The organism is Nocardioides marinisabuli (assembly GCF_013466785.1).
Taxonomy (GTDB): Bacteria; Actinomycetota; Actinomycetes; order Propionibacteriales; family Nocardioidaceae; genus Nocardioides; species Nocardioides marinisabuli.
Window position 1 is genome coordinate 998,119 of record NZ_CP059163.1, and the last position, 25,570, is coordinate 1,023,688.

Consider the following 25,570-nt stretch of genomic DNA (forward strand, 5'->3'; position numbering starts at 1 on the left):
CACAGCCACCGGGCAGGCTTGAGGGCATTTGAGGGCAGGCGCAAAGCGCTACGTTACCCCAAGATCACGGGCGCGACAAGATATGCACGCACCGGAGACGATGGATGTCCCGATGATGATGAGCCTTGGGCGCGACGGGGTCAAGCACCCCGGCCGTGCCGGGGCGCCCGCGCCGGCTCACCCCTGCAGCGGGGTGGTGGACAGGTCGTCCACCAGCCAGGTGCCGTCCTCGCGCACCATGCGCATCGTGACCTGGTCCTTGTAGACCACGGGCTCGTCCATCCCCTTGTTCAGGGTGGGCCGGTTGACGAAGAGCAGCACGTCGACCCGGTCACCGCTGGTGCGCACCACCGCGGAGTCGACCACCTCGACCTCCACGACCGGCTGGACCTCCTCGAGGTTCGGCTCGAGCGCGGCCACGAGCTGGTCGTAGTCCTCCTGGTAGTCGACGGTCATGTAGGAGCGCGCCGCCGCCGTGGACTCCTCGAAGGAGCGGTAGTCGTAGGACAGGACCGGGCCCACGGCACGCTCGGCCGTGGCGCGCGCCTGCTCGGCCGACTCCTCGATCTCGTTGCCGCCCTCGGCGGCCGAGACCACCCGCTCGTTGGGCTGCACCCACACCACCACGGCCGCGCTCACCGACAGCACCGCCAGCACGGCCAGGACCACCAGCGCCCAGCCGGGCACCAGCGGGAGCCGGGACCCGGTCGGCGGCACGGCAGCCGCCGGGGTCGTCGGGGTCGCCCGGGTCGCAGGGGTCGTCGGGGTCGCGACCGGTTCCTCGGGCTCGGGCTCGTCGCTGCGCCCCGCCTCGAGGGCGGCGTCGTGCTCGGCCCGGCGCGCGGGGTCCAGGAGCACCTCCGCGGCCTGGTTGAGCAGGCGGAAGCGACGCTCGCTGGGGTCGAGGTCGGCGATCGCCGAGCGCCACGCGCTGCGCACCTCCTCGGTGCTCGCGTCGGGCTCGACGCCCAGCACGTCGTACCAGCTGGCCCCGGTGGCGCTCACTGCTCTCCCCCGTCGCTGCCGTCGCTGCCGTCGCTGCTGCCGCTGCCGTCGCCGGGCTCGGTGGGCTCGGCGGGCAGCACGCCCTGGCCGGTCACCGGAGCGAAGTCGTCGACCTGCCACTCCCCCTCGACCCGCACCAGCTCGACCCGCACGCGGTACTGCGAGGGCGTGCCCTCGGCCCGCTCCGCGTCGTCGCCCTGGGCGAAGGAGTTGGTGAACTGCCCCGCGACCAGCGCGGTCGCGGAGTCGGCGTCGAGCGTCGAGACGCCCACCGCGTAGACCTCGCTGGTGCGACCCAGGCCGGCCTGGGCCACGGTCTGCTCGGCGGTGCCGACCGACTCCTCGAACTCGGTGCGGAACTTGGCGGTGATCAGCTCGGAGACCAGCTCGCGGTACTCCGGCATCCGGCCGTCCTCGTCGAGGAGGTCGGGGCCGTAGGTGTTGACCCGCAGCATGAACTGGCTGGCCACCTCCATGACCTGCTCGCGCTCCTCCTGGATCTCGTTGCGGCCCTGGGCCACGTTGGAGACCCGTTCGGCGAGGTTGCCGTCGGCGCTGGAGCTGCGGGTGGCGACCACGTAGCCCACGACGACGACACCCGCGACGAGGAGCACGACCAGCACGGCGGCCAGCGCCAGGCGGAAGCCGGGCGCTGCGACGCGCGAGGTGGTGCCTGCTGCCGGGTCGTGCGGGTCGGTCTCGTCGCTCGTCACCGGTCGGCGACGAGCGGCTGGAGGAACAGCCACTTCCAGGACTCCTTACCGAGCGTGGGCGGGGCCACGCTACCCGGTGCCGACAACGCCGCCGGGGGCCGGTCGCCCCAGGTCAGCTCGCCGGTGTCGGGGTCGAAGGAGGCCACCACCGACGACGGGTCGTACTGCGCCGCCGGGCGGGGGTTGACGTTCTGCGCACCACGGGCGTTGCTGACCGTGGGGGGCTCCTCGCAGCGCGCGTCCTCGTTCATCGGGCGGTTCTCGCCGTTCTGCGGAGGCCGGGTGTCGGTGCTCTGGTAGCCGTCGTGGCAGATGGGGTTGTCGGTGATGATCAGGCCGAAGTGGGCGTCGTAGAGGCCGGTGTCGGGGGACTTGGAGACGACCGTGAAGCCGCCCTCGACCACGTACGGGTAGATGACCAGCAGCTGCTCGATGCCGTCGAGGTGGCGCACGACCACCTCGCCGGTGGTGACCAGGTTGTTGACCAGGCTGCCCAGCTCGACGCGGTTGTCCTCGATCAGGCCGCGCAGCTGCACCGCGGCGGGCGAGCCGTTGGCGATCAGGCGGCGCAGGTCGGGATCGGCCTCGGCCAGGGTGCCCGAGAACAGGGCCAGCTGGTCGGCGAAGGTCCGGATCGCGCTCTCGGAGGCGATCTGGCCGTTGAGCACCACGTTGGAGTCGCGGATCAGCGCCGTGGTGACGTCGAAGTTGTCGTTGGCGGTCTCGATGAAGGAGTTGCCGGTGTCGATGATGCGCTGCAAGTCCTCACCGGTGCCGGCGAAGGCCTCACCCAGCTCGCCGACCGTGGTGCGCAGCGCCTGCCGGTCGACCGAGCCGACGGTGGTCGAGAGGTTCTCGAGCAGCACCTCGACGGCGATCGGGGTGCGGGTGTCCTCCAGCGCGATCTCGGAGCCCTGCTCGAGGTAAGGCTCGGTCTCGACCTTCGGCTGCAGCTCGACGTACTGCTCACCCACCGCGGAGCGGTTGCCGACCACCGCGAGGGTGTCGGCGGGGATCGTGTCGTAGTCGTTCTCGATCGACAGGTAGGCGTCGACGCCCTCGTCGGTCAGCTCGAGCTTGTCGACCCGGCCCACGCCCACACCTCGGTAGGTGACCTCGCCGCCGGCGAAGATGCCGCCGGAGCGCTCGAGGTGAGCCACCACGGTGTAGGAGCTGTCGTAGAACAGCCGGTCGAGCTGGGCGTAGCGCGCGCCGACGTAGGAGACGCCGAGCAGCGTGATGATCACGAAGACCAGCAGCTGGACCTTGGTGCGGCGAGTGATCATCGGGACACCATCCCGGGCACGAGCAGGGTCACGAGGTCCTCGTCGTAGATCGCGGCGAGCTCGGCCATCGTCGGGCCGCGCTCCGTGTCGAAGCCGGGGCGCAGGAGGCCCCCGACGATCGGCAGCTCGGGGAGGCCGGGGAGGCCCCCACCGCCACCGCCGCCGCCCAGGTTGGGCAGGCCGGGCACGTTGGCCAGCAGCTTGCAGACCACGGTGTCCTTGTTCTTCTTCTTCAGGCACACCTCCTGCAGCTTCAGCAGCTTCTCGGGCGTCGAGAGCACCTTCTGGCAGGCCTTGGAGGTCAGGCTCCCGCTCTGCAGGCACGCGGCGACGTCGCCGAGCAGCTTGGTCGGGTCGAGGTCGGTGGGCAGCAGCGTGGGCAGCTGGCTGGGGACGCCGGTGATGCCGCCGGACAGGTCGATCTCGAGCTGGATGTCGAGGTTGGTGTAGTCGCCCATGTGCAGGTTGCGGGCGACCTGCGGGTCGCGGCCGACGACCTCGTCGACGAAGGGGTAGGTCAGGAAGACGTTGAACGCCTTGACGAAGGCGTCGCCGGAGTCGGCGAGCTCGGTCAGCACCGGCTGCAGCTGGGTCAGCGTCGCGATGGTGTCCTGCTTGGTCGCCCTGATCACGCGCACGCCCACGTCACCCAGGCGGTCGAGCGCCTGGAGCATGCCGACCAGGTCCTCGCGCTGGCGGTCCAGCGAGACCAGGGCGGTCGGCAGCTCGTCGAGGGCCAGGTTGATGTCGTCCTGCTGCTCGCGCACCGCGAGCGCCAGGTCGTTGAGCCTCGCGATGGCGTCGACGATGTCGGCCTTGTTGTCGTCGAGGGTGCCCACCAGCGTGTCGACCTGGGTCAGCACCGACTTGGCGGAGTCCTCGCGGCCCTCGAGGGCGAGGTTGAGCTCCTGGGTGATCGTCTTGAGCTGGGCCACGCCGCCGCCGTTGAGGACCAGGCTCAGCGCACCGAGCACCTCCTCGACCTCGGGGTTGCGGCCCGTGCGGTCGAGCGGGATGACGTCGCCGTCACCGAGCTCGCCGCTGCCGCCGTCGGCCGGGGCCGAGAGCGAGACGAACTTCTCGCCGAGCAGGCTGGTCTGGCGGATCTCGGCCAGCGGGGCGTCGGGCAGGTCGGTGTCGTTGCGCAGCTCGAGGGTGACCTCGGCGACGGTGCCGTCGAGCTCGATGTCGGTCACCTTCCCCACGTCGACCTCGTTGAGCTTGACGGTCGACTTGGGCACCAGGTCGAGCACGTCGGCGAACTGCACGGTCACGGTGATCGGGTCGTCACCGGTGTCGGTGCCGCCGGGCAGGGGCAGCTGGTAGACGTCGAAGTCGCAGGCGCTCAGCGTCAGCGACGCCGCCACCATGGCGAGGGCCAGTCGGGTCCTGCGCATCAGCGGGTCACCTCCACGAGACCACCCAGGGACGGGTCGAACGGGTCGGGGTCCGCGGCGGTGGTGCCGCCGCCGCGCAGGGCGTCGAGCGCTCCGGGCCGCGGCAGGGTGTCCTGCACCAGGTCGCACAGGCCCCCGGTCGGGTCGACGGAGTTGACGACGGTGCACAGCAGCAGCGAGGGGTCGTTCACGAGCTGGTTCTCGAGGTTGCCGATGTTGGCGTTGGTGTCGAGCGTGCCGGCCTGGGGGTTGTAGGTCAGGTACAGGTTGTTCAGCGCCAGCGGCGCCACGGAGAGCACCTCGTCGAGGTTGTTGCGCTGCTTGACCAGCACCTTGGCCACCCGGTTGAGCCCCTTGATGTCGCGTCCGAGGACGTCGCGGTTGGTCTTCACGAAGTCGTTGACCTCGCCCAGCGCGGTGGACAGGTTGCCCAGCGAGGCGGCCAGCTCCTGGCGCTCCCCCGCGAGCAGCTCGGAGACGTCGGCCAACGACTGGTTGAACTGGCGCACCGTGGTGTCGTTCTCGGCCAGGGTGCTGACGAAGGCCTGGACCTCGCTGAGGGAGGAGAAGAGCTCGTCCTTGTTGTCGTCGAGCGTCTCGGAGAGCCGGCTGAAGTCACCGATGGTCTGGTTGAACGCGGCGCCCTGTCCCCCGAAGTTCTCGGCCGTCACCTGCAGCAGGTCGTTGAGCGCGCCGTTCTTGTTCGCGCCCTCCGGGCCCAGGGCGACGTTGAGCCGGTCGAGGCTGGCGTAGATGTCGTCGAGCTCCAGCGGCACCGAGGTGCGGTCGACGCCGAGGATCGTGCCCTCGGCGATCTCGTCGCCGTCCTCGTAGACCGGGGTCAGCTGGATGTAGCGGTCGCCCACGATGGAGGGGGCGATGATGACGGCGCTGGCGTCGGCCGGCACCTGCACGTCGGCGTCGTAGGACATGGTCACCACGACCTCGGTGCCCGAGGGCACCACGGTCTCGACCTGGCCCACCGGCACGCCGAGGACACGCACGTCGGAGCCCTCGTAGACCGACACCGTGCGCGGGAACTGGGCGGTGAGCATCTTGCGGTCCTCGCCGCCCAGGAAGGTCAGCGCGGCGGCGACCAGGAGGGCGAGGACGACCAGCGGGACGGCGAAGCGGCGGACGGCGCTCACGAGATGCCACCTCCGTTCAGGACCTCGGGGATCGGCGGGAAGTTCTGGATGTAGGTGTCGAACCAGGGACCGTTGCCCAGGGTGTTGGCGAAGACGCGGTAGAACGGCGCCATCAGCCGGATGCTGTCGTCGATGTTGTCCTCGTTCTTGTTCAGCACCGCGAGCACCTCCTCGAGCTCCTCGAGGGCGGGCGTCAGGTCGCTGCGGGTGTCGCGGACCAGACGGGTCAGCTCGGTGGAGAGCTCGGTGGTGGAGACCAGCAGCCGGTGGATCTGGTCGCGCCGGGCCACCAGCGCCTGGAACAGCACGTCGGCGTCCTTCATCAGGTCGACGAGGTCCTCGTCGCGGTCGTCGAGCACCGTCGAGACCCGCTCGAGGTTGGTCAGCAGGCTGCCGATCTCCTCGTTCTTGTCGGCGATGTTGGTCGAGAGCCGCGAAACGCCGTCGAGGGCGGCACGGAACTCCTCGGGGGTGTTGCGGGTCAGGTCGGCCAGGGTGGTCAGCGACCGGGCCAGCTGGTCGGTGTCGATGTCGCCCGCGGTGTCGGCGAGGCCCTCGAAGGCCTCGACGACGTCGAAGGGCGAGGTGGTGCGGGCCACCGGGATGGTGGCGCCCTCCTCGAGCTGGCCGGACCCGGCGGGGTCGACGGAGAGGTACATCGAGCCCAGCAGCGTCTTGACCTTGATGTCGGCGCGGCTGTCGGGGCCGAACCCGGAGTCGGTCTTGACCTGGAAGGCCACCCGCACGACGCCGTCGGAGAGCTCGATGCTCTTGACCTGGCCCACACGGACGCCGGCGATGCGCACCTCGTCGTCGGGCTGGAGCCCGCCGGCCTCGGAGAACTCGGCGTAGTAGGTGTCGCCGCCGCCGATGAGGGGCAGGTCCTGGGCGCGGAAGGCCGCGACCAGCAGCACCGCCAGCACGCTGAGGCTGACCAGTCCCACGATCACGGGGTTCCGCTCACGGAAGGGGGTCATCCGAGATCACACCTCTCCGCACCGGTGTTGAAGTTCACCGGGACCGGGCTGCCCCCGGGCAGCCGGACCCGTCCCTCGAAGCCGCAGAGGAAGAAGTTGAAGTAGGAGCCGTAGATCGCGGTGCGCCCCACCTTGGTCAGCTTGATCGGCAGCACCTGCAGGGCCCGGTCGAGCTCGCCCTTGTTGCGGTTGATGTTGCCGGCCAGGCGCCGCAGCTGCTTGACGTCGTTGGTGAAGGGCTGGCGGATGCCCCCGACGAGGTCGGAGGTCTGCTCGGAGAGCAGCGAGATCTGCTCGAGCGAGCCGAGGATCGCGCCGCGGTCCTGCTTGAGCCCCTTGACCAGGGTCCGGAAGTTCACGATGAGGTCGCTGAGCTGGTCGTCGCGGTCGGCGATGTTGTCGAGCACCTGGTCGAGGTTGGTGATCAGGTCGCTGATCAGCTCGTCGCGGTCGGCGAGCGTGCTGGTGACCGAGGCGGTGCTGGCCAGCAGGCTCTCGAGCGTGCCGCCCTCGCCCTGGAAGACCTGCACGACCTCGTAGGACAGCTTGTTGACGTCGGCCGGGGAGAGCGCCTGGAACAGCGGCTTGAAGCCGTTGAAGAGCACCGTGAGGTCGAGTGCCGGCGAGGTGTTGGAGACGTCGATCGTGTCGCCCTCCTCGAGGGCGGTGGTCTCCCCCACCTGCTGGGTCAGCGAGATGTAGCGCTGGCCTACCAGGTTGCGGTAGCGGATCGACGCCCGGCTGGCCTCGGTGAGCGTGACCTCCTCCTCGAGGTCGAAGCTGACGAGCGCACGGGTGCGGTCGACGACCTCGACGTCGGTGACGGTGCCGACCTTGACGCCGGCCACCCGCACGTCGTCGCCGGACACGACGCCGGTGGCGTCGACGAACTCCGCCTTGTACTCCTTGGAGTCGGCGAAGGAGATGTTGCCGATCGTGATGATCAGCACGCCCGTGGCCAGCAGCGTGACGACCACGAAGATCAGGAGCTTGACCAGCGCGCCGGCGGTCTGGGCATCGAGGACCTTGCTCATCGCAGGCTCACCTCCGCGCCGCGCGCCATCGGGCCCAGCAGGAGGGCACCGAGGTCGGGGACGTCGCTGGCGCTGACGCCCATGCCGGGCGCGAGCAGCGACTTGAGCAGCTCGCTCTCGGCCAGGCTGCCGGCGTAGCCCTGCCCCGCGTCGAAGGACGGGCCCGGGGTGACCCGGCTGGTGCCCTTGCCGGTCGGCTCGTCGACGCCGTCGTCCATGTCGGGCTGCACCTGGTTCGGGTTCTCCTGGCTTCCGGGCGGGCTGGGCAGGTTGAGGCAGTTGGGCCCACGGTCCTCGCCGTAGCGGGGCTGGTCGTTGGCGTTGTAGCCGCGCGGCTGGTTGGGCAGCGTCTCCAGCACGATGTGCAGGGTGAAGTTGCGGAACGCCTCGGCCTGGAGCTTGCCGGCGTTGACGATGCCGCGCGTGAGGCAGGTGAACTGCGGGGAGTACTTGGCCAGCAGGCGCACCTGGGGCTCGGAGACCTCCCCGAGCCGGATCAGGTTCTGCTCGTTCTCGGCCAGGAAGGTGCGGGCGCTGCCGGAGAAGGCGCTGACGTCGCGGAACAGCGCGTTGAGCGTGTCGGACTGCTCCTCGAGCGTGCCGAGGGTGGTGACCTGGTCGCGCAGGATCTGGCCCACCTCGGGCAGCACGTCGGCGTAGATGTCGGAGACCTCGGCCGTCAGCCGCAGGTCCTCGATCGCGCCCGGCAGCTGGGGGTTGAACCGCTTGAGGTAGGAGTCGAGCGTCTCGAGGTTCTCGCCGAGCTGGTCACCGCGGCCCTCGAGGGCGGTGGCCAGGGCGTTGAGGGTCATGTTCAGCTCGGCGGGCTGGACCGTGCGCAGCAGCGGGTTGAGGTCGGAGAGCACCTTCTCGACCTCGGTGGCGACCTCGGTGCGGTCGATGACCGCCCCGGCCTCGATGCTCGGCCCACCGACGTCGTCGCCCTCGACCACCAGCGCGACGTACTTCTCGCCGAAGAGGGTCTTGGGCACGATCGAGCCGGTGACGTCGGCCGGGATCGTGTCGATGTCGTCGGGGTAGAGCCCCAGCGTGATGTCGGCACCGGCCTCGGTGGGCACGTAGTCGAGCACCTCGCCGACGATGACGCCACGGATCTTGACGTCGGCACGCTCGGGCAGCTGCAGGCCGATGCGCGAGCTCTGAAGGGTGACCTCGTCGTAGTCGACGAACTTCTTGGTGAAGATGGCGTAGGTCAGCCACGCGCCGCCCACCAGCATCGCCAGGAAGACGATGCCCAGGAGCTTGAACTGTCGAAGGATCATCGTCTCAACCCGCCAACCGCACGGTGGTGCTGGAGCCCCAGATGGCCATGGACAGGAACAGGTCGATCACGTTGACCGCCACGATGCTGGTGCGCACCGCGCGACCCACCGCGACGCCCACGCCGGCAGGGCCGCCGCCGGCGTTGTAGCCGTGGTAGCAGTGGATCAGGATCACCGCGACCGCGAAGACCAGCACCTTTCCGAAGGACCACAGCACGTCGCCCGGTGGCAGGAACTGGTTGAAGTAGTGGTCGTAGGTGCCCGCGCTCTGGCCGAAGAACTGGGTGACGGTCAGGCGGGTGGCGAAGTAGGAGGAGAGCAGGCCAACGACGTAGAGCGGGATGATCGCGATCAGGCCGCCGACGATGCGGGTGGTGACCAGGAACGGCATCGAGGGGATCGCCATCACCTCGAGGGCGTCGACCTCCTCGGAGATCCGCATCGCCCCGAGCTGGGCGGTGAAGCCGCAGCCGACGGTGGCCGCCAGCGCGATGCCGGCCACCAGCGGGGCGATCTCGCGGGTGTTGAAGTAGGCCGAGACGAACCCGGCGAACGGCGCGGTGCCGAGCTGGTCGAGCGCGGCGTAGCCCGACAGCCCGACCTGCGCGCCGGTGAAGAACGTCATCGCCAGGATGACGCCCACCGTGCCGCCGATGACCGCCAGCGCGCCCGAGCCGAGCGTGACCTCGGCCAGGATGCGCAGGATCTCGCGCGGGTAGCGCTTGATCGAGCGCGGCGAGGCGATCAGGGCGCGGATGTAGAACGCCAGCTCCTCGCCGAGGCGGTCGAGCGCTCCGGCGGGCTTGGTGTAGACCGACTTGATGCTTGCCATCTGCCTCAGCCCGTCTTCGGGGGGACGACCTGGAGGTAGATCGCACTCAGGACGAAGTTGACGATGAACAGGAGGACGAAGGTGATGACGACGGACTCGTTGACCGCGTCACCCACGCCCTTGGGGCCGCCGTTGGCGTTCATGCCCTTGTAGGCCGCCACGATGGCGGCGATCATGCCGAAGATCAGCGCCTTGAGCAGGCCCACCCACAGGTCGGGCAGCTGCGCCAGCGCGGTGAAGCTGGCGATGTAGGCACCGGGCGTACCGCCCTGGAGCCCCACGTTGAAGACGTAGCCGCCGGCCACGCCGACGACGCTGACCAGGCCGTTGAGGAAGACCGCGACGAGCATCGCCGCGAGCACCCGGGGCACCACGAGCCGCTGGATCGGGTCGATGCCCAGCACCATCATGGCGTCGAGCTCCTCGCGGATCTTGCGCGCGCCGAGGTCGGCGGCGATCGCCGAGCCGCCCGCGCCCGCGATCAGCAGGGCCGTGCCGATCGGCGCGGCCTGCTGGACCACCGCCAGCACCGAGGCCGAGCCGGTGAAGGACTGGGCGCCGAACTGCTTGATCAGGCCACCGACCTGCAGCGCGATGACCGCGCCGAAGGGGATGGCGACCAGCGCGGTCGGGATGATGGTGACGGACGCGATGAACCAGGCCTGCTGGATGAACTCGCGCAGCTGGAAGGGACGACGGAAGAGCCCACGCCCCACGTCGAGGGCGAAGGCGAAGAGGTTGCCCGCTGCCCCGAAGGGGGCGAGCACCCGGGTCGCCGTTGTGGTTGCCACGTGTCTCCGGTCCCCCTCAGGCCCCGGGGGCCATGGAGATGTTGTCCTCGAAGGACCCCGGCGGCGGGGTCACGCCCTGCTCGCGGCACCAGGCACCGGGCTCGCGCTGCGAGCGGCGGGGGATGCCGTTGGAGGGCTCGAGCTGCATCGGGATCGGGGGCAGGGGCGGGAGCTCCTGGTCGGACTCGGCCGCCAGCTCGTCGGCGTCCTTCTCCTCCGACATGCCGATCGGGCCGATCTTCTGGGCGTTGAGGAACTGGCGCACGACCGGCTCCTCCGAGCTCAGGAGCATCTCGCGGGGACCGAACATGGCCAGGTGCTTGTGGTAGAGCAGGCCGATGTTGTCGGGCACCGTGCGGGCGGTGTTGATGTCGTGGGTCACGATGAGGAACGTGGCGTCGATCTGGGCGTTGAGGTCGACGATGAGCTGGTTGAGGAACGAGGTGCGGACCGGGTCGAGGCCGGAGTCGGGCTCGTCGAAGAGCACGATCTCGGGGTCCAGCACCAGCGCTCGGGCCAGGCCGGCACGCTTGCGCATGCCGCCGGAGATCTCGCCGGGCAGCTTGTCCTCGGTCCCCAGCAGACCGGTCAGGTCCAGCTTCTCCATCACGATGGCGCGGATCTCCGACTCCGACTTCTTGGTGTGCTCGCGCAGCGGGAAGGCGATGTTGTCGTAGAGGTTCATCGAGCCGAACATCGCGCCGTCCTGGAACAGCACCCCGAAGAGCTTGCGGATCTCGTAGAGCTCGCGCTCGGAGCAGGAGGCGATGTCGGTGCCCTCGATGATGATCGAGCCCCGGTCGGGCTTGAGCAGCCCGATCAGCGTCTTGAGGAAGACCGACTTGCCGGTGCCCGAGGGCCCGAGCATCACGCAGATCTCGCCGGCGGGGATCGTCAGCGACACGTCACCCCAGATCAGCTGCTTGCCGAACGACTTGGTCAGGTCGTTGACCTCGATCTCCACGCCCATGCCGTGCTCCCCTTCGCGGTCTGCGCTCGTCGTCCCGTGCTGGAGCCCGGACCGGCTCACACTCATCAGTAACAACGCTGCCTGCGCCGTGAGGTTACGCATTATTGTCACGTCCGTCACTCCGGCGCCGGGTTTCGAGACCAACCCGTCACCACTCACCCATTCGGGTCGCTCACCGCGCCCCACCTGCGAAAACGCGACCCCGGACGCGGACCCAAATGCAACGACCCCCGTCGACCATCAGGTCGACGGGGGTCGTCGGTGTCAGTGACAGGTCGTCACTTGAGGGTGACGGTGGCGCCGGCGCCCTCGAGGGACTCCTTGGCCTTCTCGGCCGCAGCCTTGTCGACCTTCTCCAGGATCGCCTTGGGGGCGGCCTCGACCAGCTCCTTGGCCTCCTTCAGGCCGAGCGAGGTGAGGGCGCGCACCTCCTTGATGACGTTGATCTTCTTGTCACCAGCGGCCTCGAGGACGACGTCGAACTCGTCCTGCGCAGCGGCCTCGTCGCCACCGGCGGCACCGCCGGCGGCGGGGGCGGCGGCCACGGCGACCGGGGCGGCCGCGGTGACGTCGAAGGTCTCCTCGAACTGCTTCACGAACTCGGAGAGCTCGATGAGGGTCATCTCCTTGAACGCGTCGAGGAGCTCGTCGGTGCTGAGCTTCGCCATGGTGGCGGTTCCTTCCGTTAGGTGGCCGGCACCGGGTCAGGTGCGGTTCGGCCGGGTTTCAGGTGGTGTGCTGCCGTGCTGAGTCGGGACGACTCAGGCCTCGGCGGTGTCGCCCTCGTCGGAGGTCTCCGCCGCAGCGGGGGCCTCGTCGGCGGGGGCCTCGGCCGCAGCCGGGGCCTCCTCGGCGGCGGCCGGGGTCCCGGCACCACCTGCGAGGATCGAGGGGTCCTGCTCGGCCTTCGACTCCAGCGCACCCGCGAGACGGGCGACCTGGGCGATCGGGGCCTGGAACAGGGAGACGGCGTTCTGGAGCGACGCGAGCATCGCGCCGGCCAGCTTGCCCATGAGGACCTCGCGCGACTCGAGGTCGGCCAGCTTGGCCACCTCCTGCGCGGAGAGGGGGCTGCCGTCCAGGATGCCGCCCTTGATGATCAGAGCGGGGTTGGCCTTGGCAAAGTCACGCAGACCCTTGGCGGCCTCGACCACGTCACCCTCGATGAAGGCGATGGCGGTGGGGCCGACGAGGATGTCGTCGAAGCCGGAGATGCCCACCTGGTTGGCGGCGATCTTGGCAAGCGTGTTCTTGACCACGGCGTAGTTGGCGTTCTCGCCGAGGGAGCGGCGCAGGTCCTGCAGCTCCTTCACGGTGAGACCGCGGTAGTCGGTCAGCACAGCGCCAGCAGAGGTGTTGAACTGCTCAACGATCTCTGCGACGGCTGCCTGCTTGTCTGGCCGCGCCATGGGTCTCCTTCCGGACGGTGAGACCGTGGTCCGGTGGGCCTGGCCCTGAGACGACGAACGCCCCGAGCGCAGGCTCAGGGCGGGTTCCCGTCAGTGACGGGTGGCTCTGTACTCCTGCGCTGGTCGCCCGATCACTCGGAGCCTTCGGTCACCCCACGTGCGTGGCGCGACGACCGGCGGTCTCTGGTTACGAGCAGGAGATTACGGCGTCCACGGGGGCACGGCCAAATCGGCTCGTCGCCTGCTGCCTGGCAGGATCGGCACCATGACCTCGCGCACGCCGCTCCGCTCCCTGTCCCCCGACGAGCTCGCGTCCTTCCGCGCCGCGCAGCAGGAGGCCTACGCCGCGCTCCGCGCGCGCGGGCTCACGCTCGACCTGACCCGGGGCAAGCCCGCCAGCGACCAGCTCGACCTGTCCGACCGGCTCCTGGACCTGCCCACCGGCACGACCGACCGCAACGGCGCCGACGTGCGCAACTACGGCGGCCTCGAGGGGCTCACCGAGCTGCGCGAGATCTTCGCCGAGCTGCTCGAGGTCGAGACCGCCCAGCTGATCTGCGGCGGCAACTCGAGCCTGACGATGATGCACCAGGCGCTGACCTACCTGCTGCTGTGGGGCGGCCCGGGCTCGGAGCGGGCCTGGAAGGACGAGCCGGTCGTGAAGTTCGTCTGCCCGGTCCCCGGCTACGACCGCCACTTCTCCATGCTCGCCGACTTCGGCATCGAGATGCTCAGCGTGCCGATGAACGCCGACGGGCCCGACGTCGACGCCGTCGCCGCCCTGGTCGCCGACGACCCGGCCGTCAAGGGCATGTGGGTGGTGCCGACGTACGCCAACCCGACCGGCTCGGTGGTCTCCCCCGAGGTCGCGCAGGCGCTGATGTCGATGCCGACCGCCGCGCCCGACTTCCGGGTCTTCTGGGACAACGCCTACGCGCTGCACCACCTCACCGACGACGAGGCGCACAGCGCCGACGCGCTCGGCCTGGCCGCGGCCGCCGGCAACCCCGACCGCCCCGTCATGTTCGCCTCGACCTCCAAGATCACCTGGGCCGGCGCCGGCGTCGCGGTCATGGCGACCTCGGAGGCCAACAAGGCCTGGTTCCTCCAGCACCTGTCGATGGCCTCGATCGGCCCCGACAAGGTCAACCACCTGCGCCACGTCGAGCTCTTCGGCGACGCCGACGGCGTGCGCGAGCACATGCGCCGCCACCGGGCCCTGATCGCCCCCAAGTTCGCCGCCGTCGACGCGGCCCTGACCGAGGGCCTGGAGGGCCTCGAGATCGCCGAGTGGACCCGCCCGACCGGCGGCTACTTCGTGAACCTCGACGTGCTCGACGGCACCGCGACCCGGGTCGTGCAGCTGGCCAAGGAGGCCGGCATCGCGCTGACCCCGGCCGGGGCGTCGTACCCGCACGGCCAGGACCCGCGCGACCGCAACATCCGCCTGGCCCCGACCTTCCCGCCGCTCGACCAGGTCGAGACCGCCATGGCCGGCGTGGCCACCTGCGTGGCCCTGGCCGCCGCGGAGGCCCTCACCGGCTGATCCGCCCGGCCCCGGCCGCAGACGCACGAAGGCCCGGCCCCTCCGCGGAGGGGCCGGGCCTTCGTCGTCCCCGGAGGGCTCAGGCGGCTGAGCAGGTCAGGCCTGGGCCTCGTCCTCGGACGCGACGTTCTTGATGCGGTTCGGGTCGACCTGCACGCCCGGGCCCATCGTGGTGGAGACGGTGACGCGCTTGATGTAGCGGCCCTTGGAGCTGGCCGGCTTGAGGCGCAGCACCTCCTCGAGGGCGGCGGCGTAGTTCTCGGCCAGCTGCATCTCGCTGAAGGACGCCTTGCCGATGATGAAGTGCAGGTTGGCGTGGCGGTCGACGCGGAACTCGATCTTGCCGCCCTTGATGTCGGACACGGCCTTGGCCACGTCCGGCGTCACGGTGCCGGTCTTCGGGTTCGGCATCAGGCCGCGGGGGCCCAGGACGCGGCCGAGGCGACCGACCTTGCCCATCATGTCGGGGGTGGCCACGACGGCGTCGAAGTTGAGGTAGCCGCCGTTGACCTTCTCGATCAGCTCGTCGCCACCGACCTCGTCGGCGCCGGCCTCACGGGCGGCCTCGGCCTTGTCGCCGTTCGCGAACACCAGGACGCGGGCGGTCTTGCCGGTGCCGTGGGGCAGGTTGACGGTGCCGCGCACCATCTGGTCGGCCTTGCGGGGGTCGACCCCGAGGCGCATGACGACGTCGACGGTCTCGTCGAACTTCTTCTTGCTGGTGGTCTTGGCGATCTTGATCGCGGCCAGCGGGGCGTGGAGCTCGTCCTGGTCGAACTGCTCCGCGGCCGCGCGGTAGGTCTTGCTGCGCTGCATGTCTGGTCTCTCTCTTCTTGGTCCAGGTGTGGTCAGGTGGGCCAGCGCGGCCCTGCCACAGGTGCGGTACGCCGACCCGCGCGGGGTGCGACGACGTGCGACGACTGGGTCGGTCGCGTGATCAGTCGGTGGTGATGCCCATGGAGCGGGCGGTGCCCTCGACGATCTTCATCGCGGCGTCGATGTCGTTCGCGTTGAGGTCGGGGAGCTTGGTCTGGGCGATCTCGCGCACCTGGTCCTTGGTCAGCTTGCCGACCTTCTCCTTGTGCGGGACGCCGGAGCCCTTCTGGAGGCCGGCGGCCTTCTTGATCAGCTCCGCGGCCGGCGGGGTCTTCGTGATGAAGGTGAAGGACCGGTCCTCGTAGATGGTGATCTCGACCGGGATCACGTTGCCGCGCATGGACTCGGTCTGCGCGTTGTAGGCCTTGCAGAAGTCCATGATGTTGACGCCGTGGGGACCGAGCGCGGTACCGACCGGCGGGGCGGGCGTCGCGGCGCCGGCCTGCAGCTGCACCTTGACCAGTGCGGCGATCTTCTTCTTGGGAGGCATGAAGCTGGTTCTCTTTCTCTCTCGTGGTCATGACGAGGGCGGGCTGAGGCCCTCTGCCACCTGCGTGTTGCGTGTCGCGCCCACCATTGTGCGGCGCGCGGACCCCGCCGGCCCAATCGGACCGGGCGGGGGGTGCCTCAGACCCGCTGGATCTGGCTGAAGCTGAGCTCGACCGGCGTCTCGCGGCCGAAGATCTCGACGAGCGCCTTGACCCGCTGGGCCTCGGCGTTGATCTCGGTGATCGTGGCGTGCAGCGTCGCGAACGGACCGTCGACGACCATGACCGAGTCGGAGACCTCGAAGTCGGCGACCTCGACGGGCTTCTTGGCGGTGGTCGGCGAGCCCGGCGAGGCGGTGCCGGCGGCGACGGCCTCGGCCTCGGCGCGGGCCACGACGGCGGGGGCCAGCATGTCCTCGACCTCACGCATGGTGAGCGGGACCGGCTGGTGGGAGTTGCCGACGAAGCCGGTGACCGAGGGCGTGTGGCGCACCGCGGACCAGGACTCGTCGGTCAGGTCCATGCGCACGAGCACGTAGCCGGGCAGGACGGTGCGCTTGACCATCTTGCGCTGGCCGTTCTTGATCTCCGCGACCTCCTCGGTGGGGACCACGATCTCGTGGATGTAGTCCTCCATGTTGAGGGAGATGATGCGGTTCTCCAGGTTCGACTTCACCCGGTTCTCCATGCCGGAGTAGGTGTGCACGACGAACCAGTCGCCCGGCTTGGCCCACAGCTCGCGGCGGAAGGCCTCGAGCGGGTCGTCGGCGTCCTCCTCGGGCTCACCCTCGGCCTCGGCCTCGACCTCGTCGGCGACCTCCGCCTCGTCGGCCTCGGCGTCGGCGACCGCCTGGGCGGCGCTGTCGTCGACGGCACCGTCGACGGCCTCGTCGGCCTCCGGGTGCGACACCGGCTCCACCGGGTCGACCTCGGGGTTCTCCGACGTCTCCGTCTCCTCGGTCTCGACCGAGTCGTACTGCTCCGTCACGCGCTGCTCCATCACGTTGCTGTGCTCAATTGCCTGCGCCGGCGTGCGCCGGTCGCGGGGGGCCGTGGCCGCGGCGGTCACCCGTCGCGGCTGCGGTCACTGGTCGGACTGGCCGGTGAAGACGAAGAACGCCAAGCGACCCAGACCGAGGTCGAGGGCCGAGATGATCGCCATCATCATCAGGACGAAGACCATGACCACGATGAAGTACGTGACCAGCTGCTCCTGGGTGGGCCAGACGACCTTGCGGAGCTCGGCGACCACCTGTCGGTAGAACGTCACCGGGTTCGTGCGCTCGGCCTTCTCGCCGTCGCGGACCGGCTTGCTGTCCGACACGCCGTCACCATTCCTTCGCTCGTCCGTCCGGCCTCACCGACCAGATGTCCTGCAGGGCACGAGGGACTTGAACCCCCAACCTTCGGTTTTGGAGACCGATGCTCTGCCAGTTGAGCTAGTGCCCTCCGGTGGCACCCGGGCACGCCGAAGCATGTGGGGCTCCACCAAACGAGGAGTCTACGGGGAAGGTCCCGGCCGCGTCCAAACCGGCCCCGGCCACCGGCGCGCCCCCGGGCTCGACGCCGGGCTCCGGGGTGGGTTCCGGGGTGGGCTCTAGGGTGGACGTCATGAGCCAGTCGTGGGGACCCGACGTTGCGTGACCTGCACCAGCTGCCCAAGGCCCACCTGCACCTGCACTTCACCGGCTCGATGCGCCACGAGACGCTGCTCGAGCTGGCCGAGCGCGACCAGGTGGTCCTGCCCGACTCCCTCGTCGAGGACTGGCCGCCGCGCCTGAGCGCCGCCGACGAGAAGGGGTGGTTCCGCTTCCAGCGCCTCTACGACGTGGCGCGGTCGGTGCTGCGCACCGAGGACGACGTACGACGCCTGGTGCGCGAGGCCGCCGAGGACGACGTGGCCGACGGCGGGCGCTGGCTGGAGATCCAGGTCGACCCCAGCGGGTACGCCGCCCGCTTCGGCGGGGCGACCGCCTTCACCGACCTGGTGCTCGACGCGGTGGCCCAGGCCTCGCGGGAGACCGGGCTGGGCATCGGGGTGCTGGTCGCGGCCAACCGCACCCGGCACCCCCTCGACGCCCGCACCCTGGCCCGGCTCGCCGCGCAGTACGCCGGGCGCGGGGTGGTCGGCTTCGGGCTGTCCAACGACGAGCGGCGCGGCACCACCGCCGACTTCGCGGCCGCCTTCCGCATCGCGGGCCGCGCCGACCTGCTGCTGGCGCCGCACGGCGGCGAGCTGCGCGGGCCCGAGCACGCCCGCACCTGCCTCGACGAGCTGCACGCCGACCGGCTCGGGCACGGGGTGCGCATCGCCGAGGACCCCGCGCTGCTCGAGCGGGTCGCCGCCGACGGGGTGACCCTGGAGGTCTGCCCGGTCTCCAACGTCGCGCTCGGGGTCTACTCCGACCTGACGTCGGTGCCGCTGCCGACCCTGCTCGAGGGCGGCGCGCAGGTCGCGCTCGGCGCCGACGACCCGCTGCTCTTCGGCTCGCGCCTGGCCGGGCAGTACGCCACCATGCGCGCCGCGCACGACCTCGACGACGCGACCCTGGCCGAGCTCGCGCGGATGTCGCTGCGCGGCTCGCGCGCGCCCTCCGACGTGCGGGAGCGGGCCCTGGCCGACATCGAAGCCTGGCTGGCGGCCCCCGACCGCGACCGGTGACCGGCCGGGCGCGGTGAGAGGATGCCCGGGTGACTGATCGGGACCCGGACGAGACGACCCCCTCCACCCACCAGCCCTCCGGGCAGGAGCCCCCGCCGCCGTACGGGCAGCAGCCGCCGGCGTACGGGCAGGACCCCTGGTCGCAGCAGGGCTACCCGCAGCAGGGGTACCCCCCGCCGCAGCAGCCCTACGGCTACGCCCAGCCCGGCTACCCGCAGCCCGGCTACCCGGCGCCCGGCCCGACGATGCACCCCTCGGCCAACACCGCGCTGGTGCTCGGCATCGTGTCGCTGGCCGGCGGCCTGATGCTCTGCGGGCTCCCCCTGGTGGTGGGCCCCTTCGCCTGGTGGACCGGGCGCAGGGCCAAGCGTGAGATCGAGGCAGCACCGCACCAGTACTCCGGGGCCAGCGAGGCCGGGGCGGGCATGGTGCTGGGCATCGTCTCGACCGTGCTGCTGGGCCTGGCGCTGCTGGGGGCCGTGCTGTTCGTCGCGCTGCTCGTCGTGGGCGCCGCCGCGCCGTAGGCCCCGGCGCGGCGGCGCTCAGGCCCCGTCGAGGTCGCAGCCCAGCAGCACCGGCTCGTTGACCAGCCGGATGCCGAAGCGCTGGTGCACGCCGTCGCGGACGTGGCGTGCCAGCAGCAGCAGGTCGTCGGTCGAGGCCGCGCCGCGGTTGGTCAGCGCCAGGGTGTGCTTGGACGAGAGCCGCGCCCGGCCGGTGCCGACGTCGGCGCCGTAGCCGCGGGCGAAGCCGGCGTGCTCGATCAGCCAGGCCGCGCTGGTCTTGACGCGCCCGTCGGGCTGCTCCCAGGCGGGCGCACCCTCGGGCAGCAGGGCGGCGTCGACGACGGGGTTGGTGAAGAACGAGCCCGCGCTCCAGGTGTCGTGGTCGTCGGCGTCGAGCACCATCCCCTTGCCGGCCCGCAGGCCCAGCACCGCCTCGCGCACCGCGGCGAGCGGCGCGCGGGCGCCGGGCTCGACCCCGAGCACGCGGGACAGCTCGCCGTAGCGCACCGGGGCGCCGAGGGTGCCGGTCGCGAGCTGGAAGGTCACCGAGAGCACCACGTGGCGCCCGGGCTCGGCCTTGAAGCGGGAGTGCCGGTAGGAGAAGTCGCAGTCGGCGTTGGCCAGGGTGCGGACCTGCCGGTCCCGGCGGTCGTAGGTGCGCACCGACGCGATCGTCTGGGACACCTCCTGGCCGTAGGCGCCGACGTTCTGCACCGGGGTGGCGCCGACGCTGCCGGGGATGCCCGACAGGGCCTCGATCCCGACCCAGCCGCGCTCGACGGCGGTGGCCACGAGCGCGTCCCAGTCCTCCCCCGCCGCGACCTCGACCAGGACGCCGCCGCAGGCGGCCTCCTCGCCGCCGGCCTCGACGTCGGGGGCCACCCCGCGGGTGGCCACCTCCACCACGGTGCCGGCGAAGCCCTCGTCGGCGACGACGAGGTTGCTGCCGCCGCCCAGGAGGAGCACCGGCTCGCCGGCCGCGTCGGCGTCGGCCACGGCGGCCACCAGGTCCTGCTCGGTCTCGGCGCGCACCCACCGGCGCGCGTGGCCACCCAGGCGCAGCGTGGTGCGCTCGGCCAGCCTGGGGCCGGCCTGGCCGGCCGGGTCAGCCATCGACGCCCACCACGGCGCGGGGCATGCCGAGCACCTTCTGGCCCGCGCAGGTGACCTCGAGGGCGAGCGTGGCGCGGCCCTCCTCGACCGACTTGACGGTCGCGCCGACCACGACGACGACACCGGTGTCGTCGTCGGGCACGACGACCGGGCTGGTGAACTTGCAGCCGATCTCGAGCACCGGGGCACCCCCGGTCCACTCGGCGACGGCCCGCGCGGCGAGCGCCATCGTGTACATGCCGTGGGCGATGACGCCGGGCAGGCCGACCTGGGTGGCCACCCGCTCCGACCAGTGGATCGGGTTGAAGTCGCCGCTCGCGCCGGCGTAGCGGACCAGGTCGGCGCGGGTGACGACGTACTCCTGCGGCGCCAGGACGGCGCCGGGCTCGAGGCTGCTCATGCCTGCTCCTCCGCCCGGTGCACCAGGGTGGCGCCGGCGGTGCAGACCAGCGCGCCGCTCTCGTCGTGGACCTCGCTGCGGGTGCCGATGATGTCGTTGCCGCCGATCTGGCGCAGCGAGGCCACGGTCAGGCTCGCGGTCAGCACGTCGCCGGCCACGACCGGGCGCTCGTAGGCGAAGCGCTGCTCACCGTGCACGATGCGGCGCAGCTCGACCTGCTCGGCCTCGAGGAAGGTGTTCATCGCCTCGAAGGCCAGCACGATGGGGAAGGTCGCCGGCGCGGGGCCGGACTCCCAGGTCGTCCCGGTGGCGGCCGCGAAGGTGCGCAGCCGCTCCTCGGTCACGGCGTACGGCCGGGTAGGTGGGAACGTGCGGCCGACGATCGAGGGGTCCAGCGCCATGTCTCCAACCTAGCGTCCGGGAACGACGAACGGCCCGCCCGGTGTCCCGGACGGGCCGCTCGCGACGAGCAGTGGAGCCGCTGGCCTCAGCGGGTCTCGCGGTGCGTGGTGTGCTGACGGCACCGGGGGCAGAACTTCGCCAGGTCCAGACGGTCGGGGTCGTTGCGGCGGTTCTTCTTGGTGATGTAGTTGCGCTCCTTGCACTCCGTGCAGGCGAGAGTGATCTTGGGGCGAACGTCGGAGCTCTTGGAGGCCACGGGGAAGTCCTTGCGTCGGTTCGAAAGTGCTGGGGTGTCGCTCGTCAGGTGCAGTAGCGGGAGCGGGACTCGAACCCGCGACACCACGATTATGAGTCGTGTGCTCTAACCACCTGAGCTACCCCGCCACGGGGCCGGGTCCGCCCGCCAGGATAGTCCGGCGGGCAACCCTCTCCCAGAGCCCCTTTACGGAATCGAACCGTAGACCTTCTCCTTACCATGGAGACGCTCTGCCGACTGAGCTAAAGGGGCAACGCGGAAGAAGATTACACACACCCCCCGGGGAGTGGAAATCGAGGGTGCGCGCTCTCGGTCACACCGGCTCTGACCTGCCCAGATGCGTGAACGGGCGGGCCTGCTCCAGCTCGAGGGACAGCTCGAGCAGGAGCGCCTCGCGCCCGTGCCCGGCGCTGAGCATCATGCCCAGCGGGAGGTCGTCCGCGGTGCGCGCCAGGGGCAGCGAGACCGCCGGGTCACCGGTCGCGTTCTGCCACGGCGTGAAGGCCACCCACTCCTGGAGCCGCTCGATGACGCAGCCGTAGCCCAGGCCGGGGGCCAGGTGGCCCACCGGGGGCGTCGCGGTGGCCAGGGTCGGGCTCAGCAGCACGTCGTGGCGCTCGTGGAAGCGCGCCGAGACCCCGGCCGTGCGCCGCAGCCGGGCCACCGCGCCGGGCAGCCGCGGAAGGTGGCGGCGTACGTGGTCGGCCAGGCCGTGGGTGAGCTCGTCGAGGCGGGTGCGGTCGAAGGTGCGCCCGTGCTGGCTGCGCCCGCCGACGACCGAGGCGGCGGCCAGCGAGCCCCAGTAGAGCAGGAAGTCGTCGGGGAACGACGCCGGCGCCGGGGCGGCGACCTCCTCGACGTGGTGGCCCAGCTCCTCGAGCAGCGCCGCCGTGCGCAGCGTCTGCTCGACCACCTCGAGGCTGGCGCTGCGCCCGGCCCCCGAGGTGGTGAACCCGATGCGCAGCCGCTGGCGGCCGGGGCGGGTGATGTCGCACACCGGCGGCAGCGACAGGTCGCGGTAGACCTTCTCGGCCTCGCGCAGGAACGCCGCGGTGTCGCGCACCGAGCGGGTCAGCACGCCGTCGCTGACGATGCGCACCGGCATCCGGCGCAGCAGCGCGTCCTGGGCCAGGCGGCCGCGGGTGGGCTTGAGGCCGACCAGCCCGGTGACCGAGGCCGGGATGCGGATCGAGCCGCCGCCGTCGTTGGCGTGCGCGATCGGCACCGCCCCGGCCGCCACCAGCGCAGCCGAGCCCGCCGACGACGCCCCGGCGGTGTGCCCGGTGCCCCACGGGTTGCGCACCGGGCCCAGGCGCGGGTGCTCGGCGGCCGCGTTCATGCCCAGCTCGGAGAGGCGGGTCTTGCCGAGGGCGACCAGGCCGGTGGCCAGGTACATGCGCGTCAGGTCGCCGTCGCGGGCGGCCGGGCGGCCCACGAACGCGTCCGTGCCGTGCAGGGTCGGCATCCCCGCCACGTCGACGTTGTCCTTGACGAAGGTCGGCACCCCGGAGAAGAAGCCGCCCCGCGGCGCCGCCGCCTCGGCCCGGGCCCGCTCCCAGGCCCGCCAGGCCACGGCCCCCAGCACGGGGTCGACGGCCTCGGTCCGGGCGATGGCGGCCTCCACCACCTCGGTCGCACCGACGGCGCCGGACGCGATCGCCTCCACGACGCCCACCGCGTCGAGGTGGCCCAGGGCGTCGTCGGTGACGGCGTGCACGCGCGAAGGGGTCTCGGGAGCCGGCATGGGGCCGAACCTAGCGGCGCGACCGCCCCGCGTCAGAGCATCAGCGCGACGAGGAGCGGCGCCACCAGGCTCGTGGCCAGCGCGGTCAGCCCCATCGCCAGGCCCGAGAAGGCGCCCTCGACCGGGTGGTCGACGATCATCCGGCCGGTGCCGATGCCGTGCGAGGCCGAGCCGACCGCGAGGCCGCGGGCGCGGTGGTCGTGGATCCGCAGCAGGCTCAGCACGGACGGACCGGCCACCGCGCCGAGGATGCCGGCCGTGATCGTCACCGCGGCGGTCAGCGGCGGCAGGCCGCCGAGGGTGTCGGACACGGCGATGGCGACCGGGGTCGTGGTGGCCTTGGGCGCCATGCTGCGCGCGAGCAGCTCGTCGCCGCCCAGCAGCCGCACCAGCCCGACCGCAGCGGTCACCGAGACCACGGCACCGGCCGTCACCGCCGTCAGCAGCGGCAGCACGAAGCCGCGCAGCCGGGCCAGCTGGCGGTGCAGCGGCACGGCGAGCGCCACGGTGGCGGGGCCGAGGACGAAGGTGATCAGCGCCGTGTCGTCGGCGTACGACGCGTAGTCGACGTCGGTGAGCACGACCAGGGTCGCGACCAGCACGATCGCCACCAGCACGGGCTGGGCCAGCGGGTGGGCCCCCGTGCGGTCGCGCAGCCAGAGGCCGAGCCGGTAGGCGCCGAGGGTGACGACCAGCCACAGCAGGGGCTGGTCGAGCAGGGCGCTCACGGGGCGCTCACGGGCCGCGCCCCGGGTCGGGGGCGTCGACGACGCGGGTGCGCCGGCCCAGGCGGTCGGCGAGCAGCCCGACCACCGCCAGGCCCAGGAACCACGACCCGACCAGCGCCACCAGCACGGCCACGAGGTCGTCGCGCAGCACACCGGCGTACGCCACGATGCCGACGCCGGCGGGCACGAACAGCAGCTGCAGGTGCGGCAGCACCGCGTCGGCCGTGCGGTGCACGGGGCTGTCGCCGGGCGGGTCGCGCACGACCAGCACGACCAGCAGCAGCACCATGCCGATCACCGGGCCGGGCACCGGCACGCCGGTCGCGTCGACGACCAGCTGGCCGACGAGCTGGCAGCCCAGGAGCCAGAGCAGTCCGGTCAGCACCGGCCCCTCACCGGCCCCGGCGGTGGCAGCCGACCAGGTGGGGGTCGAAGACCCCGATCGCCTCCATCAGCGCGAACATCGTGGTCGGGCCGACGAAGACGAAGCCGCGGCGCTTGAGCTCCTTGCTCAGCGCGAGCGACTCGGCCGAGGTGGTCTGCTGCTCGGCGGTCGTGGCCGGGGCCGGCGGGGCCGCGGGGGCGTGCGACCGCACCAGGGCCTCCAGACCCCCGTCGGCGCGCAGCGCCACGGTGGCCGCGGCGTTGACCCGCGCCGCCTCGATCTTGCGCCGGTTGCGCACGATGCGCGCGTCGGCCATCAGCCGCTCGACGTCGCGGTCGTCGTACGACGCGACCCGCTCGGCGTCGAAGCCGGCGAACACCTCGCGGAAGGCGGGCCGCTTGGCCAGGATCGTCGCCCACGACAGGCCCGACTGGAACGCCTCGAGCGTCAACCGCTCGAGGTGGGCGCTCTCGCCGTGCACGGGCCGGCCCCACTCGGCGTCGTGGTAGTCGCGCATGGTGCTGGGCGCGGCGCCCGCCCACGGGCAGCGCGGCACGCCGTCGTCGGCGCCCACGACGGGCCCGACGCCTGCGCTCACCCGCGCTCCTTGAGACGCACGTGGGGCAGCGCCGGCGCCGGGATCGGGCGCGTGTGGTCGCCGGTGACGACCCCGAAGCGGCCCGGCGCGACCTGCTGGGCGTCGGCGACGACCTCGCCGTCGCGCTCGACCTGCGCCTGCCACTCCTCGCGGAAGCCCACGACCTCCTCGTGGCTGCGGCCCACGAAGTTCCACCACATCACGATCGACTCCCCCAGCGGGGTGCCGCCGAGCAGCAGCAGCCGCACCGGCTCGTCGCCGGCGACCAGCGTCGTGCTGGCCCGGCCCAGCGGCACGTGCGCGAGCTCGTGGGCCGCCACGGCGACCCCGTCGACCTGCACGGCGCCGAGGTCCACCAGCACGCCGTGCTCGTGGTCGGGGTCGACGTCGAGGTGCAGCGTCGCGAAGGGGTCGAGCAGCACCTCCGCCCCCACGAGCGGCGTGTGGGTGCGCACCGGGGAGCGCTGCCCCAGCAGGTCGCCGAGGAAGACGCGGGCCCGCCAGCCGACGCCCTCGACGGGCTCGGGCGCGTAGTGCTCGAAGCCGGGGTCGACGTGGCGGGTTGCGTCGGGGAGCGCGACCCACAGCTGGACGCCGTGCAGGGTGCCGGTGGTCGTGGTCGAGATCTCCGAGTGGCTGATGCCGCGCCCGGCCGTCATCAGGTTGAGCTCGCCGGGCCGCACGACCGCGTGGTGGCCGGCGCTGTCGCGGTGCTCGACCTCCCCGGTGAACAGCCAGCTGACCGTCTGCAGCCCGGTGTGCGGGTGCGGCGTGACCCGCATCCCGCCGGTGGCGCCGACGTCGTCGGGACCGTAGTGGTCGATGAAGCACCACGCGCCGACCAGGGACCGGGAGCGCTGCGGGAGCGTGCGTCGTACGAGCATGCCGCGGGGGCCGCCGAGCGGCACCTCCCGGGGCGGCAGCACCTCGACCCCGGCCGCCGGGGGGCCCGGCGTGCAGGTGACCTCGTCGGGGTCCGGGTCGGGGTTGCTCACCCTCCCGAGACTAGCCGCCGACCCGG

General features: G+C 71.6%; 29 protein-coding genes and 3 tRNA genes. 3 read left to right on the forward strand and 29 right to left on the reverse strand.

What is annotated here, in order from left to right; genetic code table 11:
• Positions 1-177: 177 nt before the first annotated feature.
• From H0S66_RS04790 to rplJ, 13 genes are all read right to left on the reverse strand, one after another.
• Positions 178-1,005: a J domain-containing protein gene (locus tag H0S66_RS04790; RefSeq protein ID WP_179614383.1), complete on the reverse strand. Its 828-nt coding sequence runs from the start codon at positions 1,003-1,005 to the stop codon at positions 178-180.
• Positions 1,002-1,718 (reverse strand): hypothetical protein, encoded by a 717-nt coding sequence (locus tag H0S66_RS04795; RefSeq protein ID WP_179614384.1) that lies wholly within the window; start codon positions 1,716-1,718, stop codon positions 1,002-1,004. The genes H0S66_RS04790 and H0S66_RS04795 overlap by 4 nt, the downstream gene beginning before the upstream one ends.
• Entirely contained in the window at positions 1,715-3,004 is a 1,290-nt protein-coding gene (locus H0S66_RS04800) for an MCE family protein (RefSeq protein ID WP_179614385.1), read from the reverse strand. Before H0S66_RS04800 ends, H0S66_RS04795 begins: the two co-directional genes overlap by 4 nt.
• Positions 3,001-4,401 carry an MCE family protein gene (locus H0S66_RS04805; RefSeq protein ID WP_179614386.1) on the reverse strand — a complete coding sequence of 467 codons (1,401 nt, stop codon included), beginning with the start codon at positions 4,399-4,401 and terminating at the stop codon, positions 3,001-3,003. The genes H0S66_RS04800 and H0S66_RS04805 overlap by 4 nt, the downstream gene beginning before the upstream one ends.
• Complete coding sequence (locus tag H0S66_RS04810; RefSeq protein ID WP_258017096.1) at positions 4,401-5,549, reverse strand: MCE family protein; 1,149 nt, start codon at positions 5,547-5,549, stop codon at positions 4,401-4,403. Before H0S66_RS04810 ends, H0S66_RS04805 begins: the two co-directional genes overlap by 1 nt.
• Complete coding sequence (locus H0S66_RS04815; RefSeq protein ID WP_306799014.1) at positions 5,546-6,499, reverse strand: MCE family protein; 954 nt, start codon at positions 6,497-6,499, stop codon at positions 5,546-5,548. Before H0S66_RS04815 ends, H0S66_RS04810 begins: the two co-directional genes overlap by 4 nt.
• Before the next feature lie 23 nt (positions 6,500-6,522).
• A complete protein-coding gene (locus H0S66_RS04820) occupies positions 6,523-7,560 on the reverse strand; it encodes an MCE family protein (RefSeq protein WP_179614388.1) in 1,038 nt (345 codons plus the stop codon).
• Positions 7,557-8,843, reverse strand: coding sequence for an MCE family protein (locus H0S66_RS04825; protein ID WP_179614389.1), 1,287 nt, complete (start codon positions 8,841-8,843; stop codon positions 7,557-7,559). Before H0S66_RS04825 ends, H0S66_RS04820 begins: the two co-directional genes overlap by 4 nt.
• A 4-nt stretch (positions 8,844-8,847) precedes the next feature.
• Positions 8,848-9,675: an MlaE family ABC transporter permease gene (locus tag H0S66_RS04830; protein ID WP_179614390.1), complete on the reverse strand. Its 828-nt coding sequence runs from the start codon at positions 9,673-9,675 to the stop codon at positions 8,848-8,850.
• 5 nt (positions 9,676-9,680) lie between these two features.
• Positions 9,681-10,466: an MlaE family ABC transporter permease gene (locus H0S66_RS04835; RefSeq protein WP_179614391.1), complete on the reverse strand. Its 786-nt coding sequence runs from the start codon at positions 10,464-10,466 to the stop codon at positions 9,681-9,683.
• A gap of 16 nt (positions 10,467-10,482) precedes the next feature.
• Positions 10,483-11,436 (reverse strand): ABC transporter ATP-binding protein, encoded by a 954-nt coding sequence (locus H0S66_RS04840; RefSeq protein ID WP_179614392.1) that lies wholly within the window; start codon positions 11,434-11,436, stop codon positions 10,483-10,485.
• A 278-nt stretch (positions 11,437-11,714) separates the two neighbouring features.
• Entirely contained in the window at positions 11,715-12,104 is a 390-nt protein-coding gene (gene rplL, locus H0S66_RS04845) for a 50S ribosomal protein L7/L12 (protein ID WP_179614393.1), read from the reverse strand.
• Positions 12,105-12,197: 93 nt separating this feature from the next.
• Entirely contained in the window at positions 12,198-12,845 is a 648-nt protein-coding gene (gene rplJ, locus H0S66_RS04850) for a 50S ribosomal protein L10 (RefSeq protein ID WP_179614394.1), read from the reverse strand.
• Positions 12,846-13,110: 265 nt separating this feature from the next.
• Here rplJ and H0S66_RS04855 point away from each other — a divergent pair, with 265 nt between their 5' ends.
• Positions 13,111-14,391: an aspartate aminotransferase type Ic gene (locus H0S66_RS04855; protein WP_179614395.1), complete on the forward strand. Its 1,281-nt coding sequence runs from the start codon at positions 13,111-13,113 to the stop codon at positions 14,389-14,391.
• A gap of 96 nt (positions 14,392-14,487) precedes the next feature.
• Here H0S66_RS04855 and rplA read toward each other — a convergent pair whose 3' ends face one another.
• The 5 genes from rplA to H0S66_RS04880 form a co-directional block, all read right to left on the reverse strand.
• Positions 14,488-15,207 carry a 50S ribosomal protein L1 gene (gene rplA, locus H0S66_RS04860; protein ID WP_179614396.1) on the reverse strand — a complete coding sequence of 240 codons (720 nt, stop codon included), beginning with the start codon at positions 15,205-15,207 and terminating at the stop codon, positions 14,488-14,490.
• A gap of 121 nt (positions 15,208-15,328) precedes the next feature.
• Positions 15,329-15,757, reverse strand: a complete 429-nt coding sequence (gene rplK, locus H0S66_RS04865) for a 50S ribosomal protein L11 (protein WP_179614397.1) — start codon at positions 15,755-15,757, stop codon at positions 15,329-15,331.
• 137 nt (positions 15,758-15,894) lie between these two features.
• Complete coding sequence (nusG, locus tag H0S66_RS04870; RefSeq protein ID WP_370463663.1) at positions 15,895-16,824, reverse strand: transcription termination/antitermination protein NusG; 930 nt, start codon at positions 16,822-16,824, stop codon at positions 15,895-15,897.
• A gap of 15 nt (positions 16,825-16,839) precedes the next feature.
• Positions 16,840-17,079, reverse strand: a complete 240-nt coding sequence (secE, locus tag H0S66_RS04875) for a preprotein translocase subunit SecE (protein WP_179614398.1) — start codon at positions 17,077-17,079, stop codon at positions 16,840-16,842.
• Between the two features lie 52 nt (positions 17,080-17,131).
• A tRNA-Trp gene (locus tag H0S66_RS04880) sits at positions 17,132-17,204 on the reverse strand.
• A gap of 187 nt (positions 17,205-17,391) precedes the next feature.
• Here H0S66_RS04880 and H0S66_RS04885 point away from each other — a divergent pair.
• Positions 17,392-18,417 (forward strand): adenosine deaminase, encoded by a 1,026-nt coding sequence (locus H0S66_RS04885; RefSeq protein ID WP_179614399.1) that lies wholly within the window; start codon positions 17,392-17,394, stop codon positions 18,415-18,417.
• Positions 18,418-18,446: 29 nt separating this feature from the next.
• Positions 18,447-18,941, forward strand: coding sequence for a hypothetical protein (locus tag H0S66_RS04890; RefSeq protein WP_179614400.1), 495 nt, complete (start codon positions 18,447-18,449; stop codon positions 18,939-18,941).
• 18 nt (positions 18,942-18,959) lie between these two features.
• Here the strand turns inward: H0S66_RS04890 and H0S66_RS04895 are convergent, their stop codons facing one another.
• The 11 genes from H0S66_RS04895 to H0S66_RS04945 form a co-directional block, all read right to left on the reverse strand.
• Positions 18,960-20,036: a UDP-N-acetylmuramate dehydrogenase gene (locus H0S66_RS04895; protein ID WP_179614401.1), complete on the reverse strand. Its 1,077-nt coding sequence runs from the start codon at positions 20,034-20,036 to the stop codon at positions 18,960-18,962.
• Entirely contained in the window at positions 20,029-20,436 is a 408-nt protein-coding gene (locus H0S66_RS04900; protein ID WP_179614402.1) for a MaoC/PaaZ C-terminal domain-containing protein, read from the reverse strand. Before H0S66_RS04900 ends, H0S66_RS04895 begins: the two co-directional genes overlap by 8 nt.
• The gene (locus tag H0S66_RS04905; protein ID WP_179614403.1) at positions 20,433-20,837 is read right to left on the reverse strand and encodes an FAS1-like dehydratase domain-containing protein; all 405 of its coding nucleotides are present in this window, start codon (positions 20,835-20,837) and stop codon (positions 20,433-20,435) included. Before H0S66_RS04905 ends, H0S66_RS04900 begins: the two co-directional genes overlap by 4 nt.
• 86 nt (positions 20,838-20,923) lie before the next feature.
• Positions 20,924-21,094 (reverse strand): 50S ribosomal protein L33, encoded by a 171-nt coding sequence (gene rpmG / locus H0S66_RS04910; RefSeq protein ID WP_179614404.1) that lies wholly within the window; start codon positions 21,092-21,094, stop codon positions 20,924-20,926.
• Between the two features lie 54 nt (positions 21,095-21,148).
• A tRNA-Met gene (locus tag H0S66_RS04915) sits at positions 21,149-21,222 on the reverse strand.
• Between the two features lie 51 nt (positions 21,223-21,273).
• A tRNA-Thr gene (locus H0S66_RS04920) sits at positions 21,274-21,346 on the reverse strand.
• Between the two features lie 61 nt (positions 21,347-21,407).
• Positions 21,408-22,838 carry an amidase gene (locus H0S66_RS04925; RefSeq protein ID WP_179614405.1) on the reverse strand — a complete coding sequence of 477 codons (1,431 nt, stop codon included), beginning with the start codon at positions 22,836-22,838 and terminating at the stop codon, positions 21,408-21,410.
• Between the two features lie 32 nt (positions 22,839-22,870).
• Positions 22,871-23,566, reverse strand: coding sequence for an LrgB family protein (locus tag H0S66_RS04930; RefSeq protein WP_179614406.1), 696 nt, complete (start codon positions 23,564-23,566; stop codon positions 22,871-22,873).
• Between the two features lie 7 nt (positions 23,567-23,573).
• Positions 23,574-23,951, reverse strand: coding sequence for a CidA/LrgA family protein (locus tag H0S66_RS04935; RefSeq protein ID WP_179614407.1), 378 nt, complete (start codon positions 23,949-23,951; stop codon positions 23,574-23,576).
• 7 nt (positions 23,952-23,958) lie between these two features.
• The gene (locus H0S66_RS04940) at positions 23,959-24,549 is read right to left on the reverse strand and encodes a DNA-3-methyladenine glycosylase I (protein WP_258017097.1); all 591 of its coding nucleotides are present in this window, start codon (positions 24,547-24,549) and stop codon (positions 23,959-23,961) included.
• Positions 24,546-25,544 (reverse strand): pirin family protein, encoded by a 999-nt coding sequence (locus tag H0S66_RS04945; RefSeq protein WP_258017098.1) that lies wholly within the window; start codon positions 25,542-25,544, stop codon positions 24,546-24,548. The genes H0S66_RS04940 and H0S66_RS04945 overlap by 4 nt, the downstream gene beginning before the upstream one ends.
• Between the last annotated feature and the right edge of the window lie 26 nt (positions 25,545-25,570).

Bases quoted from the DNA above. Each gene is read 5' to 3' on its own strand.
- rplA (WP_179614396.1), bottom strand. From the start codon at position 15,207: ATGCAGCGCAGCAAGACCTACCGCGCGGCCGCGGAGCAGTTCGACCAG.
- H0S66_RS04840 (WP_179614392.1), bottom strand. From the start codon at position 11,436: ATGGGCGTGGAGATCGAGGTCAACGACCTGACCAAGTCGTTCGGCAAG.
- rplK (WP_179614397.1), bottom strand. From the start codon at position 15,757: ATGCCTCCCAAGAAGAAGATCGCCGCACTGGTCAAGGTGCAGCTGCAG.
- H0S66_RS04895 (WP_179614401.1), bottom strand. From the start codon at position 20,036: ATGGCTGACCCGGCCGGCCAGGCCGGCCCCAGGCTGGCCGAGCGCACC.
- rplL (WP_179614393.1), bottom strand. From the start codon at position 12,104: ATGGCGAAGCTCAGCACCGACGAGCTCCTCGACGCGTTCAAGGAGATG.
- H0S66_RS04855 (WP_179614395.1), top strand. From the start codon at position 13,111: ATGACCTCGCGCACGCCGCTCCGCTCCCTGTCCCCCGACGAGCTCGCG.
- H0S66_RS04905 (WP_179614403.1), bottom strand. From the start codon at position 20,837: ATGGCGCTGGACCCCTCGATCGTCGGCCGCACGTTCCCACCTACCCGG.
- H0S66_RS04830 (WP_179614390.1), bottom strand. From the start codon at position 9,675: ATGGCAAGCATCAAGTCGGTCTACACCAAGCCCGCCGGAGCGCTCGAC.
- H0S66_RS04820 (WP_179614388.1), bottom strand. From the start codon at position 7,560: ATGAGCAAGGTCCTCGATGCCCAGACCGCCGGCGCGCTGGTCAAGCTC.
- H0S66_RS04925 (WP_179614405.1), bottom strand. From the start codon at position 22,838: ATGCCGGCTCCCGAGACCCCTTCGCGCGTGCACGCCGTCACCGACGAC.
- H0S66_RS04800 (WP_179614385.1), bottom strand. From the start codon at position 3,004: ATGATCACTCGCCGCACCAAGGTCCAGCTGCTGGTCTTCGTGATCATC.
- H0S66_RS04900 (WP_179614402.1), bottom strand. From the start codon at position 20,436: ATGAGCAGCCTCGAGCCCGGCGCCGTCCTGGCGCCGCAGGAGTACGTC.
- H0S66_RS04805 (WP_179614386.1), bottom strand. From the start codon at position 4,401: ATGCGCAGGACCCGACTGGCCCTCGCCATGGTGGCGGCGTCGCTGACG.
- H0S66_RS04825 (WP_179614389.1), bottom strand. From the start codon at position 8,843: ATGATCCTTCGACAGTTCAAGCTCCTGGGCATCGTCTTCCTGGCGATG.
- rplJ (WP_179614394.1), bottom strand. From the start codon at position 12,845: ATGGCGCGGCCAGACAAGCAGGCAGCCGTCGCAGAGATCGTTGAGCAG.